Origin of the sequence: Tunturiibacter psychrotolerans (genome assembly GCF_051013365.1) — a bacterium.
Taxonomy (GTDB): domain Bacteria; phylum Acidobacteriota; class Terriglobia; order Terriglobales; family Acidobacteriaceae; genus Edaphobacter; species Edaphobacter psychrotolerans_A.
In genome coordinates, this window is record NZ_CP132941.1 from 1,150,937 (window position 1) to 1,166,408 (window position 15,472).

At 55.6% G+C, this 15,472-nt stretch carries 6 protein-coding genes, 2 tRNA genes and 3 rRNA genes; 4 read left to right on the forward strand and 7 right to left on the reverse strand.

Annotated features, from left to right (window positions below; translation table 11 throughout):
• Positions 1–2: 2 nt before the first annotated feature.
• A complete protein-coding gene (locus tag RBB76_RS04725; RefSeq protein WP_429628556.1) occupies positions 3–1,781 on the forward strand; it encodes a DUF4097 family beta strand repeat-containing protein in 1,779 nt (592 codons plus the stop codon).
• Positions 1,782–1,843: 62 nt separating this feature from the next.
• Here the strand turns inward: RBB76_RS04725 and RBB76_RS04730 are convergent, their stop codons facing one another.
• The 6 genes from RBB76_RS04730 to RBB76_RS04755 form a co-directional block, all read right to left on the reverse strand.
• Positions 1,844–2,782 (reverse strand): SAM hydrolase/SAM-dependent halogenase family protein, encoded by a 939-nt coding sequence (locus RBB76_RS04730; RefSeq protein ID WP_429628555.1) that lies wholly within the window; start codon positions 2,780–2,782, stop codon positions 1,844–1,846.
• Positions 2,783–2,923: 141 nt separating this feature from the next.
• A 5S ribosomal RNA gene (gene rrf, locus RBB76_RS04735) occupies positions 2,924–3,040 on the reverse strand.
• Between the two features lie 153 nt (positions 3,041–3,193).
• Positions 3,194–6,144, reverse strand: a 23S ribosomal RNA gene (locus tag RBB76_RS04740).
• Positions 6,145–6,539: 395 nt separating this feature from the next.
• Positions 6,540–6,615, reverse strand: a tRNA-Ala gene (locus RBB76_RS04745).
• Positions 6,616–6,650: 35 nt separating this feature from the next.
• Positions 6,651–6,727: transfer RNA gene (locus RBB76_RS04750), tRNA-Ile, on the reverse strand.
• A gap of 322 nt (positions 6,728–7,049) precedes the next feature.
• Positions 7,050–8,549, reverse strand: a 16S ribosomal RNA gene (locus tag RBB76_RS04755).
• Together the 16S, 23S and 5S rRNA genes with 2 tRNA genes alongside form the textbook arrangement of a ribosomal RNA operon.
• Positions 8,550–9,483: 934 nt before the next feature.
• Between RBB76_RS04755 and RBB76_RS04760 the strand changes: the two genes are divergently transcribed.
• The gene (locus RBB76_RS04760) at positions 9,484–10,029 is read left to right on the forward strand and encodes a DUF4337 domain-containing protein (RefSeq protein ID WP_429628554.1); all 546 of its coding nucleotides are present in this window, start codon (positions 9,484–9,486) and stop codon (positions 10,027–10,029) included.
• 151 nt (positions 10,030–10,180) lie between these two features.
• Here RBB76_RS04760 and RBB76_RS04765 read toward each other — a convergent pair whose 3' ends face one another.
• Entirely contained in the window at positions 10,181–10,939 is a 759-nt protein-coding gene (locus tag RBB76_RS04765) for a VIT1/CCC1 transporter family protein (protein WP_429628553.1), read from the reverse strand.
• A gap of 128 nt (positions 10,940–11,067) precedes the next feature.
• On the opposite strand from RBB76_RS04765, the gene RBB76_RS04770 reads away from it, so the two are divergent.
• Positions 11,068–11,913: a hypothetical protein gene (locus RBB76_RS04770; protein WP_429628552.1), complete on the forward strand. Its 846-nt coding sequence runs from the start codon at positions 11,068–11,070 to the stop codon at positions 11,911–11,913.
• Between the two features lie 9 nt (positions 11,914–11,922).
• Positions 11,923–15,468, forward strand: a complete 3,546-nt coding sequence (locus RBB76_RS04775; protein ID WP_429628551.1) for a TonB-dependent receptor — start codon at positions 11,923–11,925, stop codon at positions 15,466–15,468.
• The last annotated feature ends 4 nt before the right edge of the window (positions 15,469–15,472 follow it).

A 15,472-nucleotide genomic window follows, 5' to 3' on the forward strand; every position in this document is an offset into this window, starting at 1 on the left:
CCATGGGAAGCTATCCGCCACCACCTTATCCCCCTCCGCCCGGCCCTCCCTACGGAGGGGATTGGAAGTATCAGCGGCGAGTTCTCAAGGAACAAGCCCGCGCACAGCGCGACATGGCCCGCGCTCAGCGTGATGCCTACCGCTACCAAGCTCGTAGCTTACGCCGTAGCTCCATCCTCGGTCCCCTGCTGCTCATCACCATTGGCATCCTCTTCTTGCTCGTGCAGACCGGACGCCTGCAGGCGCATGCTCTCTGGGATTGGTACGGGCGCTTTTGGCCGCTCCTACTCATCGGCGCTGGAGTCGTGATGCTTCTGGAATGGGCATACGACCAGTACATGCAGTCGGATGCTACCCAGCCCCGATATCGACGCCGTCTCGGTGGTGGAGTCTTCACGCTGCTGCTGATTCTGGGCATCACGGGCATTGTCTTCAGCAGCGTTCGAAACGGGAACGGTCACAGCTACGTCCTCAACGGGCTGAATCTCAACCAGGACAACATTGACGAATTCCTTGGCGATAAGCATGAGAGCGATCAGACTCTTTCTCAGTCGTTCCCTGCCGGCTCAGGTTTCACCGTCGACAATCCTCGCGGCGACATCTCCATCTCCGGGACCAGCGACGACAACCAGATCCACGTCTCCGTGCACAAAGAGGTCTACACTCGCTCTGATTCGGACGCCGATAGCAAGGCCCAACGCCTCAATCCCACCCTCAGCAGCTCGGGCGACAGTCTAAATCTTTCCGTACCCGCAATTGACGGTACCCGCGCCGACCTCACCATCATGCTGCCGGCAACAGCTCCTACCATCGTCACCGCCAACCATGGCGACGTCCATGTCAGCGCACTCAAGGCACCGCTCCAGGTCACCGCCAATCACGGCAACATCGAACTCAGCGCTATCACCGGCCCAGTCATCGCGCACGTCAACAACAGCGACTCTGACCTCTCCGCGCATAGCGTCTCGGGCCCACTTACCATTCAGGGCCGCGGACACGACACCACTCTCTCTGATCTCAGCGGTCCCGTGACCATGAGTGGCGACTTCTTCGGCACTACGCATTACGAGCGGATCCGCGGTCCAATCAAGTTTCATACCAGCCGCACTGACCTCCAGTTTGCTCGGCTCGACGGCGAGATCGACATCAGCCACGCCGATATCTCTGCCAGTGAAGCTGTCGGGCCTCTGACTCTCACCGCCGGCAACCGCAACGTCACTCTCGATCGCGTCGCCGGCGATGTCACAGTCACGAATCGTAATGGGTCAGTCGACCTTACGAGTGCTCCTCCCCTTGGGAATGTCACCGTGGAGAATCGCAACGGCTCTGTGAATCTGACTCTTCCCGAGCAATCGAACTTCGGTTACCAGCTCGATGCCACGAACGGAAACATCGAAAGCGACTTCTCTCAAATCAAGTCCGACGATGATGATGACAAAAAGAACGTCATCAGCGGCACCATTGGCAAAGGCGGTCCACTCCTGCACATCTCGACTAGCCAGGGCGACATCTCCGTGAAGAAGGGAAGCGTGATGCCACTGCCCCCGATGCCTCCCATGCCGCCAAAGATCACCTCGATGCCACCAGATGCGCGTCAGGCGATGGAAGAAGCGAAGCAGGAGGCACGTGAAGCCGCTCGTGAAGGCAAAGAGGCCGCTGCGGAAGGCCAACGCGAAGCCAAACAGGCTGCGGACGAAGCCAGGCGCGAGGCTAAAGAAGCTGCCGACGAAGCGAAACGCGAAGCAAGAGATGCAAAACAGCAAAAGGATCCAAACGAATAAGACGCAATCTCAGTAATCGCACTTCCTCAGTCTTTCATGTCGAGGGAGATCGAGCTCATGGCTTATGGCTTTTTCGCAATTACCACCGCAGCCGGTGCCTGAATCTTATATATCTCGGCGAAGCTCCTTTGGTTAATTCCTAAGCTCAACCGTCCGCGCGAATCGATGTAAGCCAGCGGTTTTCCGACCGCAACATCGCTGAAAGTCTTCACAAACGGTAGCTGATAGGTTTGTCCGCCAACTTGCACCGGGACTGTGTCGCCTAACTTATACCCCAGCTTCGCGAACGTCTCTCCTGGCACATTCAGGACCAGATTTCCAAAGGGGCCGTCGGTTCCAATAACCTCGCCGTGCAATCCTGTGTCATCCACAGTTGCGGTATGAAGATCCAGCCTTACCAGACTAGCGACGTCAACAGGGGGGCCGGCCGTGGTCCAATCGTCTCCCCGGGCCAGGTGAGCTCCAGCGGGGGAAAAGATATCTCTTCCGTGAAAGGTAGAGGAGGTCTTCGCGCCGATCATCCACTCCGGATTGGTTATCTGTCTTGCTCCTTCGATTCCATCTCGATCCTGTACCAAGGTCAATAGGCCATTGTCAGGTAAGACAAAAAATTGCCCTGTCTTCGATCGTGCAATGATGGCTCTCCGCGTACTGCCTACTGTGGGATCGATGACGACCACGAAGACTGCATCCTTAGAGAAGTAGGGAGCCGAGCCAGCGAGAAACCGAGCTCCCTCCGCGATGTCATAAGGTGTCGCCTGGTGGGTGATGTCGATGACCTGGACTCCAGGCGCTACTCCATTCATCACCGCTTTGCATATCCCAACTGCATCGTCCTTTACATCGAAGTCGGTCATGAATCCGATGGTGCGGAGCGTTTCCGTCTGCGAAGGCTTTTGATGGGAAGGAACTTCCTGTGCGGGCAACTGATGGAGGTATCCAAATAAAGGCAGAAGAACGAGCACTAAGAAATAGCGCCGGAAGCGATAGACAGGTCTCACAGGCAGAGTCTCCAGAAAGAGAATTAGGGCTTGTAATCAATCTAATCACAACCAGAGTTTCTCCTGCCGTCTCGGCGTCGTCTAAGGGAAGAGCGAAACAAATAAAAAGCCCCATTCTCGAAAGAATGGGGCTCTGGAATATGCCGGCGATCACCTAATCTCCCACACACTTACGCGTGCAGTACCATCGGCCCAACGAGGCTTAACTTCCGTGTTCGGGATGGGAACGGGTGTGACCCTCGCGGTAAACTCACCGGCAAACTTTAGAAATCTCGCTCTCGCGATCTTCCACAACTGAATAGATTGGGATTAGACGTTTGTTACTTTTTGCGTAGTTTCCAAAAGATATAACTACAAAGCTTGTATTGAATGACTCCAGAACAGTGGACTTCACTGCGCAGAGTAAATTCTATGGACAAGCCGAACGGGCGATTAGTACTGGTAAGCTACATGCATTACTGCACTTCAACCTCCAGCCTATCAACCTAGTGGTCTTCTAGGGCCCTTCATTTCCCTTTTGGGTTGGGAGATCTCATCTTAGAGCGTGCTTCCCGCTTATATGCATTCAGCGGTTATCACAACCGAACTTCGCTACCCAGCCGTGCCCTTGGCAGGACAACTGGAACACAAGAGGTTCGTCCATCCCGGTCCTCTCGTACTAAGGACAGCCCTCTTCAAATCTCCTACGCCCACAGCAGATAGAGACCGAACTGTCTCGCGACGTTCTGAACCCAGCTCACGTACCACTTTAATCGGCGAACAGCCGAACCCTTGGAACCTTCTACAGCTCCAGGATGTGATGAGCCGACATCGAGGTGCCAAACCGAAGCGTCGATATGAACTCTTGGCTTCGATCAGCCTGTTATCCCCGGCGTACCTTTTATCCGTTGAGCGATGGCCCTTCCATACAGAACCACCGGATCACTAAGGCCTGCTTTCGCATCTGCTCGACTTGTAGGTCTCGCAGTTAACCACACTTATGCCTTTGCACTCGACGGTCGATTTCCAAACGACCTGAGTGTAGCTTCGCGCGCCTCCGTTACAATTTAGGAGGCGACCGCCCCAGTCAAACTACCCGTCTTACTATGTCCCTCTCCCAGATAATGGGAGGAGGTTAGAATCACAACAACCGCAGGGTGGTATCTCACCGTTGGCTCCACCGAACCCAAAAGTCCGGTATCAAAGCCTCCCACCTATCCTGCGCAGCAGTGGCCGTAACTCATAGTAAAAGTATAGTAAAGGTGCACGGGGTCTTTTCGTCTAGCTGCGGGTAACCGGCATCTTCACCGGTACTACAAGTTCGCCGAGCAACTCGTTAAGACAGTCGAACGATCGTTACTCCATTCGTGCAGGTCGGAACTTACCCGACAAGGAATTTCGCTACCTTAGGACCGTTATAGTTACGGCCGCCGTTCACCGGGGCTTCAGTTCAAAGCTTCGAGCTTGCGCCCTAACCTCTCCCTTTAACCTTCCGGCACCGGGCAGGAGTCAGCCCCTATACGTCGTTTTTGACTTTGCAGAGACCTGTGTTTTTGTTAAACAGTCGCCGTTCGCGTTTCACTGCGGCCCCTCTGGGCTTGCACCCTGAAGGGCGACCCTTCTCCCGAAGTTACGGGTCTAATTTGCCGAGTTCCTTAACAAGCTTTCACTCGAGCGCCTTTGGATATTCTCCTCGTCTACCTGTGTCGGTTTGTGGTACGGTTCCCAATCTCTCTCCTTAGAGGTTTTTCTTGGCACCATGAAATCAGCAGCTTTCAGCCATTCGGCTTACTGCTTTACGCCTCACTGTTAAGCCTCTCCGGATTTGCCTAGAGAAACCAGCTTACGCGTATCGAACACCATAGCCATATAATGTCCTGCCTATCCTTATGCGTCACCCCATCGTAATAACGAGATATTGGGAGGTCCGGAATATTAACCGGATTTCCATCGCTTACGCCTTTCGGCCTCAGCTTAGGGACCGCCTAACCCTGAGCGGATTAACCTTCCTCAGGAAACCTTAGACTTTCGGCGTGAAGGGTTCTCACCTTCATTATCGCTACTTATGCCGGCAGGGTCTCTTCTGTAATGTCCACGCATCTTCCCAGTTGCGCTTCATCCACGACAGAATGCTCTCCTACCACGCACACCTAATGGTGTGCATCCGCTGCTTCGGTATACAGTTTTAGCCCCGTTGTATTGTCGGCACCGGACCGCTTGACCAGTGAGCTATTACGCTTTCTTTAAAGGATGGCTGCTTCTAAGCCAACCTCCTGGCTGTCTGAGCGTTCCGACTTCCTTTCCCACTTAACTGTAATTTTGGGACCTTAGCAGGCGGTCTGGACTGTTTTCCTCTCGACTGTGAAGCTTAGCCCCCACAGTCTGACTCCCGGGCTGGTTGTGATCGGCATTCGAAGTTTGATTAGATTCAGTAAGCCGGAAAGCCCCCTAGTCTATCCATGTCTCTACCACCGATCCAAATCACCCGAGGCTAGCCCTAAAGCTATTTCGGAGAGAACGAGCTATAACGGAATTTGATTAGCCTTTCACCCCTACCCTCAGCTCATCCGAGCTTTTTTCAACAAACACCGGTTCGGTCCTCCAGTGAGTGTTACCTCACCTTCAACCTGGCCAAGGGTAGATCATCCCGCTTCGCGTCTATTCCTGCCAACTTATCGCCCTATTCAGACTCGCTTTCGCTGCGGCTCGCTCACGCTTAACCTTGCTGACAAGAATAACTAGCCGGCTCATTATGCAATAGGCACGCGGTCAGACATTCCCTTGCGGGCATAGTCCTCCCACTGCTTGTAGGCACACGGTTTCAGGTACTTTTCACTCCCCTCAATGGGGTGCTTTTCGCCTTTCCCTCACGGTACTGGTTCACTATCGGTCAGAAACGAGTATTTAGCCTTACGGGATGGTCCCCGTGGATTCAAGCAGGGTTTCTCGTGCCCCGCCTTACTCAGGTACCTGCTTCGAGTCTGGATCGCTTTCGTCTACGGGTCTGTCACCCTCTTTGGATCTCCTTTCCAGAAGATTCGACTAGCAACCAGATTGGTAACTCTACTTTTGCAGGCCCTACAACCCCCGAACTACCGAAATAGTACGGGTTTGGGCTGTTCCGATTTCGCTCGCCACTACTATCGGAATCGAGGTTTCTTTCTCCTCCTGGAGGTACTGAGATGGTTCACTTCCCTCCGTTCGCCTGTTCCAACCTATGAATTCAGTTGGACATACCCAGGTTTTACCTGGGTGGGTTTCCCCATTCGGAAATCTCCGGATCAACGCGTGTGTGCCGCTCCCCGAAGCTTATCGCAGCTTGCCGCGTCCTTCATCGCCTGTTTCTGCCAAGGCATCCACCGTGCGCCCTTAGTAGCTTGACCATAGAATTTACTCGCACGCAGCAGAGTGACAACCTCTGCAACATAGAGCTATCTACGTTTGATATAGTCCACGCCTGTGTCGTACAACCTTCATCTCAACTTGCGAGAATCGGGTCGGTAACACGAAAATTATTCTAAAGACACTCAATACTGACGACAGCGTCGCAATCAGAAACAACCTGAAAGCTAGCTGCTCAGCCTTGTAGTTATATTTACCCAATCTATTCAGTTGTCAAAAATCATGGAGCGATTCGCATTGCTGCGTCATCACTTCGCGCCCTCAGGCGGCTTGAGCATTCCTGCTCAAGGTTCAATCTCCGCGGTGCAGAGACTCAACCTCAAGCAGACATCGCTTGTCTTACATGTACATATCGAACATGCCAATCGAGAAGTTATGGTGGAGCTGAACGGGATCGAACCGTTGACCCCCTGCTTGCAAAGCAGGTGCTCTCCCAACTGAGCTACAGCCCCTTGATGATCAGATTACCTGACCGTCGGGATAAAGGTGGTGGGCCTGGGTAGATTCGAACTACCGACCTCACCCTTATCAGGGGTGCGCTCTAACCAACTGAGCTACAGGCCCGACTCTACAGCACCAGACTTCCAGCTTATCAGCAAGGACGCCTGATGCGCAGGCTGCTCTGTTGTTGACTCCGAAGAATCAAGAATCGAGCTCTCTCGAAAGGTTTCGAGGACACAGTTGAACGTACATAGCAGCTACGCCGCTATTGACCATCGGTGTTGACAGATATCGAAAAAGAGAAGGTTTAGTTCAGGCTCATCTGCAGTCACCGAAGTGCATGCAGATGGTACTTGGCAACATCACTATCAAGCTCAACCTGATCGCAAAACCAGGCTGCCTGCAATCGCAGGACGCTGAAGTGTGCCAAGACGTTCTCTCTTAGAAAGGAGGTGATCCAGCCGCAGGTTCTCCTACGGCTACCTTGTTACGACTTCACCCCAATCATGAATTACACCTTGGGCGGCTGCTCCCTTGCGGTTAGCGCACCGACTTCTAGTGCAACCCACTTTCGTGATGTGACGGGCGGTGTGTACAAGGCCCGGGAACGTATTCACCGTGGCATGCTGATCCACGATTACTAGCGATTCCAGCTTCATGGAGTCGAGTTGCAGACTCCAATCCGAACTGAGGCCGGCTTTTTCCGATTAGCTCCCCCTCGCGGGTTTGCAGCGGTTTGTACCGGCCATTGTAGCACGTGTGTAGCCCTGGACATAAAGGCCATGAGGACTTGACGTCATCCCCACCTTCCTCCCCGTTATCCGAGGCGGTTTCGTCAGAGTGCTCAACTAAATGGTAGCAACTGAAGATAAGGGTTGCGCTCGTTGCGGGACTTAACCCAACATCTCACGACACGAGCTGACGACAGCCATGCAGCACCTATATAGCGGTCTATTGCTAGACGCCGACGTTTCTGCCGGATTCCACTACATTTCGAGCCCAGGTAAGGTTCTTCGCGTTGCGTCGAATTAAACCACATGCTCCACCGCTTGTGCGGGCCCCCGTCAATTCCTTTGAGTTTCAGCCTTGCGACCGTACTCCCCAGGCGGATTGCTTATCGCGTTAGCTTCGGCACGGCAGGATTGGGTACCTGCCACACCAAGCAATCATCGTTTAGGGCTAGGACTACCAGGGTATCTAATCCTGTTTGCTCCCCTAGCTTTCGTGCATCAGCGTCAGTTATGGTCCAGTGAGCCGCTTTCGCCACAGGTGTTCCTTCCGATATCTACGCATTTCACCGCTACACCGGAAATTCCACTCACCTCTCCCATACTCAAGCCCGACAGTTTCTAATGCAGACTATGGGTTGAGCCCATAGATTTCACATCAGACTTATCAAACCGCCTACGCACCCTTTACGCCCAATAAATCCGAACAACGCTTGCCCCCCTCGTATTACCGCGGCTGCTGGCACGAAGTTAGCCGGGGCTTCTTCTATGGGTACCGTCATTATCTTCCCCATCGAAAGGAGTTTACATACCAAGATATTTCATCCTCCACGCGGCGTTGCTGCGTCAGGGTTTCCCCCATTGCGCAAAATTCCCCACTGCTGCCTCCCGTAGGAGTCTGGACCGTGTTTCAGTTCCAGTGTGTCCGTGCGCCCTCTCAGGCCGGATACCGATCATCGCCTTGGTGGGCCATTACCCCGCCAACTAGCTAATCGGCCGCGACCTCCTCCCCAAGCGCATTGCTGCTTTGACTCGTAAGTGTTATGCGGTATTAGCTAAGATTTCTCTCAGTTATTCCCCACTCGAGGGTAGATTAGTCACGTGTTACTCACCCGTGCGCCACTTTACTCAGAGCCGAAGCCCCTTTCTCGTGCGACTTGCATGTGTTAGGCACGCCGCCAGCGTTGATTCTGAGCCAGGATCAAACTCTCGTTTAATCTTGGTTTGCTTGCCGCACATCGACAGGGGTCGGTGCGGATCAAGCGCCCCCGGTGCTCGAAAACACCCGGAGGTTTATAACTAGTGAGAATGACTAAACCAAATTTCGTATCATCTCACGACTGGCACGTTCAACTATGTTGTCAAAGATCCGAACTGCATCCACCTAAGCGGGCAGCTTTGGATCAAGGACTGAATCGGCATAAGCCATATTCGTGTCCTCGAACTTGATGCGCTGTTGTCGTCTGTATTTGCTACTTACTTGTAGCTCTCTCTTTGGCCATGCTTCGACTCTATGAGGAGCGCTTCAGTAGCGCGTGACGTTTTAGCGAACTTTCTGAGATTATCAACTTCTATCTCGCTTGTCAACTTTATTTTCGTTTTCTTCAAGCTCGATTTCCGCCTGAAGACTCCAAAGCAAGTCAACAATATTCACTCAGCGCAAAAATATCAAAACATCGTGACGCTCGAAAATGAGCGCGGAGCACTTAGCTCCTGGTAAATCTCAAATCAACTGCAGTGGCTTGGGTTTGGATCTCCGGTAGGCCCTTAGGCTCTAAACCGATATCAAACGCTTGGACTGCGCTCCGTCATCCCTTGTTACTTGCTCTTATCTTGCCAGAGCCAAGGTGCGAAGCAGTGTTGCTTTTACTTCTCACCTAGAGTATCGTGCTTTTTGTTTCCGTGCAAGCTTGTTGCTTTCCACTTCGTTTCTGGCCGTATGCCTCTTTGCGACTTCCTGAGATTATCAGCGACTGGGGCTCAGTGCAAGCTCAAGGCTGTGAATAATCGGGGCTTCCTGTCGAAAAGTCGCTTTTGGCCAGTAAAGACGGGGTTATTAAAGTTCCGATTATTTTGAGATTGTTTGAATAGCGCCTGAGTGGCGGTTTTGACTAATGACAATCCGATGGGACGGTCTAGAATCGTTCCACTATGGAAGCTAACGAAGTTTCAGAGTTTGCCAATCAGATGCGAGAGTCCGGTGGAGAAGAGTCGCTGAAGAGTATCTCGCTCGGCATCTCGATTCTCGCCGTACTGGTTGCGATGGTTACGGTGCTTGGACATCGAACACACACTGAGGCTGTGCTGATGCAATCGCGCGCGGGCGACCAGTGGAACGAGTACCAGGCGAAGAAGATTCGCATGGACAATCTATCGGTGACGCTGGACCTTCTTGCGATAGAGCCCACCGCGAACTCGTCTCTGCTGGAGACGAAGCGGAAAGAGTACGAGGCTCACGTTGAGAAGTGGAAGGACGATCTTGTGGAGGAGCAGGCGAAGGCTCGTGAGTTCGAGGCTGAGGTGTCCAAGGCTGAGGCTAAGGCTTCTCGCTACGATCTGGGCGAGGCCCTGTTGCAGATTTCGGTGGTGCTTTGCTCGATTACGCTCTTCACGCGCAGGCGGCACTACTTCTTACTTGGGCTTACTCTTGGGGCGGTCGGGGTCTTCGTGGCCTGTTCGGGGCTGCTGCTTCACTAAGTTTTCGATCGCGCGATCGGCGAGCCCATTTCATCACAAGTTATTTACATTCATCAGCTTACGTCGTTAGTTCCTGGTTTCCTGCATGCGATCGCAATCGTTACTTCGTGAGTATTCGCGTGAGCAAAACGGGCAAATCGAGCGTGGTCGATCAGCTTGGATGGGTGTTGAGGAGGTTCGCAAGCGTGTAGGCAACGGCGGCCGCTGCTCCTCCGATGAGAACGGTCTGGAGAGCGCTGCGTAGCCAGCCGGTTCCGACGAACTTGCCCTTGAGTGCGCCGAAGATGGCGAGCGCAAGCAGCGTGATGACGACCGAGAGTTTGAGAGCGGTGAGGTTGTCGGCTACGAGCATGTAAGGGAGTAGAGGTATGAGGCCGCCCGCGATGTAGGAGATCGCGATGGTGAAGGCAGAGCGGTGAGCGCGGTTTGCGGCGGGCTCTTCGAGTCCGAGTTCGAAGCGCATCATGAAGTCGACCCATGCGGTCGGGTTTTGTTTGAGTGCTGCGAGTACGGGCTCTGCGCTGGCGCGACTGACTGAGTACTTTTCGAAGATCTCGTAGATCTCTTCTTCTTCATCGCGGGTGCGTTCGATGATCTCGCGCTCTTCGCGCTGGCGCTCAGAGACGTAGTGTTCGGCGTCTCCGCGTGCGGCTAGATAGCCGCCGAGGCCCATGGCAATGGAGCCAGCGGCGATCTCTGCAAGACCAGCGAGGACGACGATGTGAGAAGAGGCGACTGCACCGGAGAGACCTGCGGCGAGTGCGAAGGGGACGGTGAGTCCGTCAGAGAGGCCAATGACGATATCGCGAACGACCTCGGAGGATTCGAAGTGACCTTCGATGTGGGGGCCGTGGGTGTGGGGCGTGTGGGCTACCTCATGCATTCCGGTAGTGTAGTGCAGTGCTTGCAAAGGAAGGCTAGCGATGCACGTTGAGGTGGTTGGACGGAGGTTTTTGCGGACGGCGGGGAGTCTTTCGCGTTAGCAGACCGTCTGTATGAGCACGAGAGTTGAGATAAAAGCAAGGCGGATGGTGCGGAATGAGGCAGCAGTGGATATGGCGTTGCGGAGCGAGTTTGCTGCTGATGGTGACGGCAGTGTTGCCTCTGCCGGTGCACGCCCAGCAGAGCGATGACGAACGCGAGGGGCCGGCTTTTGCGGGCGGGCAGATGGTGCGCGGCACAGTGGCGACCGCGAGTGCCGATCATCTGACGGTGAAGACGGAGGCGGGCGAGGTCTACCAGGTGGCGGTCTCGGCGAACACGCGTGTGACGAAAGACAGGCAGCCGGCGAAGATGGTCGATATCAAGGCGGGAGATGGCGTGGGGGCGATGGGAGTCCTCGACCCTGCGACCAAGACGGTACATGCAGTCTTTATCGGCGTGATGGATGCGGAGCAGGTGAAGAAGGCGCGCGAAGGGATGGGCAAGGTCTACATCACGGGGCGCGTGACTGCGATCGATATGGATGCGTTGAAGATCACGGTGCTGCGGCCGGATGGCGTGAGCCAGGTGATTGGGGTGGATGAGCAGACGTCGTTCAAACGCGGCGGGCGTGGGATGTCGATGCTTGCAAGTGGTGCCGGCGTTACTGAGTTGGGGTCGGGTGGCGGAAGGAGTGGTAGCGGAGGAGCGGCTTCAAGCAATGGGTCGGGAAGTGGGAACGGGACCGCTGGTGGAGAGAGCATCACGCTTGCAGATGTAAAGGTTGGAGATGCAGTGGCTGGACGAGGGGCGCTGAAGAATGGGATGTTTGTGCCGACGGAGTTGGGTGTGTCGGATCCTACGGCACGGCGACGACGGCGAGAGCTTGAGGGCGGCGGCGCGTCTGCTGCGGCTCCGAGTGGGGCAGCGGCTCCAGCAAAGACGGGTACGGCACCTCAATAGATGGGGTTGATGAAGCGAGGCGAGGTAAAGGTGCAGGGACTGATTCAAGGTTTAGTAGTGGGCCTGGTGCTGACGGGTAGCGTGTGGGGTCAAGCGGTGCCGCCGGTTCAACCACCGGCACCGGCTGATGCGCAGAGCACGTCTGGGCCCCCTGCCACGACACCCGTGCCGGTTGCTCCGACGTCTGCGGCGAGTGAGGCGAGCGGTGGGACGATTTCGGGGACGGTGAAGGCGGGAGCGGTGCCTTTGCCTGGAGTCGCGGTGACTGCGAGCAATACTTTGACCGGGAAGAAGTATGCGACGACGACTGACGTGAATGGGGCGTTTGCGATGACAGTTCCGCGCAATGGCCGCTATGTGGTGAAGGCGGAACTGGCGGCGTTTGCGGCCGATACAAAAGAGGTTTTGATCAACGCGGCTGGACAGAACGGCGGAAAACCGGCACAAGTGGCGGAGTTTGGGTTGCAACTGGCCTCAAGGGTGCAACAGCAGGAGGAGCGTCAGGCCGCGGCGACGAGCGCTGGAGTTGCGCGTGGGCTGCAGGCGTTGAGCGTGACGGGGGATACGTCGGGGTCGGCGGATGCAACGGCAGGTGGGGGAGGGGCTGCAGGGGCGCAGGTGCCGACGCTGTCGGGGCTCGGAGGAGGCGAGGCGGCGGCGAGCGATTCGGTGACTGTGACTGGCGCTGCTGGGCAGACGAATGGTCTTGCGGGATTCAGCGAGGATGATATTCGCGAGCGTGTGCAGGATGCGATTGCACAGGCGCAGCGACAGGGTGGAGCCGTGGGTGATATTGCGAATTCAGTGGCGGGGATGCTGGGTGGTTTGGCCGGGGGCGGAGGGTTTGGCGGGCCCGGTGGTGGCCGAGGGTTTGGGGGTGGCGGAGGTGGGGGTGGCGGACGTGGGGGCGGCGGTGGAGGAGGGGGGGGGTTTAGGGGTTTCAATCCTACGCAGCCGCATGGAGCGATCTTCTACCAGGGCGGAAACGGCGCGCTCGATGCTACGAACTTTTCGTTGACGGGTGCTCCGGTGGTGAAGCCGGACTACAGCACAAACAGATTTGGAGTGAGCTTTACCGGGTCTCCGTTTATACCGGGTTTGGTGAAGGCGAGTACGAAACAGTTCATCTTTTTGAATGTGACGGGGCAGCGAAATACGACACCTTCGAATCTGTACGGCACGGTGCCGACGCTAGCGGAGAGGGATGGAGATTTTTCAGGGCTTACCAACACAGTCGGTGGTGTGACGACTCCGGTGACGCTGTATAACCCTGCGACGGGGCAGCCGTTTGTGAATAACCAAGTACCTGTGTCTCCGCAGGCTGCGGCGCTGCTGAACTATTATCCTGCTCCGAATATCTCGACGACGGGGCGACAGGGGTACAACTACCAGACGATTACGACTGCGGGGAACAACGCCACTACGGCAGCGTTGCGGTATGTGCGGAACTTCGGGCAAAGCAACAGTTTCGGTGGCGGGCGCAGGCAGCAGGGGAACGGGCCGGCGACGCTCCGGCAGAATATCAACTTCAATGGGAGCTATTCGCACTCGGCTGCGGATAATCGGAATATCTTTTTGCCGCTGGGTGGTACGACCGAGACGGACGGGTACGGCGTGACTGCGGGCTACACGATTGGATATGGCAAGCTGACCAACAATGCTTCGATCAACTGGAACCGGTCGCACGCTACTGCGCGGAATTACTTTACGGATGGGACCGATCCGCTGGATGGGACGGGCATCAGTGTTCCGAAGCCGGTGATTGGAGGGAATCCGGGGATCTATAACGGGTTGCCGAGTGTCGCGATTTCGAACTTCACCGGGTTGACGCAAGCGCTGCCGAGCGATGTAGTGAACCAGACGATTTCGTTCTCGGACTTTGTAAGTTACAGATACAAGAAACACAATATGCGCTATGGGCTGGATATCCGGCGGGTACATGCGGATTCGGTGGGCGGAACGAATGTTGTGGGGTCGTTTACGTTTACGGGATATGCGACACAGAATCCTGCGAGTGCGTGTACACCTTCGTCGACGGTGACTTGTCCGGTGTTGTCGCAGAGTGGGTATGGGCTGGCGGATTTTCTGCTGGGGCTGCCGCAGCAGTCGGCGATACAGGCGGCGACGGCGAAGACATATCTGCGGGCGAATGTCTTTGACTGGTATGCGCAGGATGATTGGCGCGTGCTGGCGAATCTGACGCTGAACTATGGGCTGCGGTATGAGTATTTTTCGCCTTACGTGGAGAAGGATGATCGGCTGGTCAATCTGGATCACAATGCAGATTTCTCGGTGGTGGCGCCGGTGTGTCCGGTGGCGATCGCGGGGGCGTGCGGCGCAGGGACAGTGCGTTCGCTGGTGAATCCGGATAGAAATATGTATTCGCCGCGTGTGGGGTTTGCGTATCGGCCGAAGCTGAAGATCTTCAAGGATACGGTGGTGCGCGGGGGGTATGGAATTAACTTCAACACGGGGCAGTATGCGACGTTGGCGAGGAATCTGTCGTCGCAGGTTCCGTTTGCGCTGACGCAGACGAACGTGGTGGGGCAGACGGGATGCTCGCCGACGACGTTGACGCTGGCGAATGGATTTGGCTGCTCGACGACAGCTGTGCAGAACAACTACGCGGCGAATGTGGACTACAGGCTTGGGCATGTGCAGGTTTGGAATCTGGATATTCAGCGGACATTTCCGCTTGGGATCGTGGCGAATATTGGGTACAACGGGGCGAAGGGCGGAGAGCTGGATATTGTGAGGGCTCCGAATCGAACGGCGTCGGGGGTGTTGAATCCGGGGGCGCAGCCTTTCAACTATGAGGACTCGCAAGGGTTTTCGCGGTTTGAACAACTGAGCGTAAATGTGCGAAAGAGGCTGCAGAAGGGGGTTTCGCTGCAGGCGACGTATCACTATGGGCACTCGATTGATAATGCTTCGTCAATTGGCGGGACGGCCGTGGTTCCGGCACAGAACGATATGGATTTGAATGCGGAGGAGGGAAACAGCTCGTTCGATGTGCGGCACCAGGTGACGGGAAACTGGGTGCTGGAGCTGCCGTTTGGGCCGAACCGGGCTTTCCTGACGAAGGGCGGATTCTGGTCGAAGGCGCTGGATGGGTTTTCGCTGTCGGGGGATTTTACGTTCGCTTCGGGAACATACTTCACGCCGCACTATGTTTCGACGGTGTCCGAGACGGCTACAGGGACCAACAATACACTGCGTCCGGACAGGGTGTCTTCGCAGCCAATTTCAGGACAAGGGACGATTTTAGACTGGTTCAATACGACGGCATTCACAGCCCCCCCGCCGAATCAATACGGTACGGCGTCGCGTGGTTCGATCGAGGGGCCGGGGATTACTGTGGCGGACGCTTCCCTGTCGCGGACAGTGGCGCTGGGAGAGACGCGGTCGTTTGAGATGAGGGTGACAGCGACAAATGTCTTCAATACGGTTCAGTATTCGGGGATCGATACGACGTTGAACTCGCAGACGTTTGGGCAGGTGACCTCGGCGGCGTCGATGCGGCGGCTCACTGTGTTGGCGCGGTACCGGTTTTGAGGAG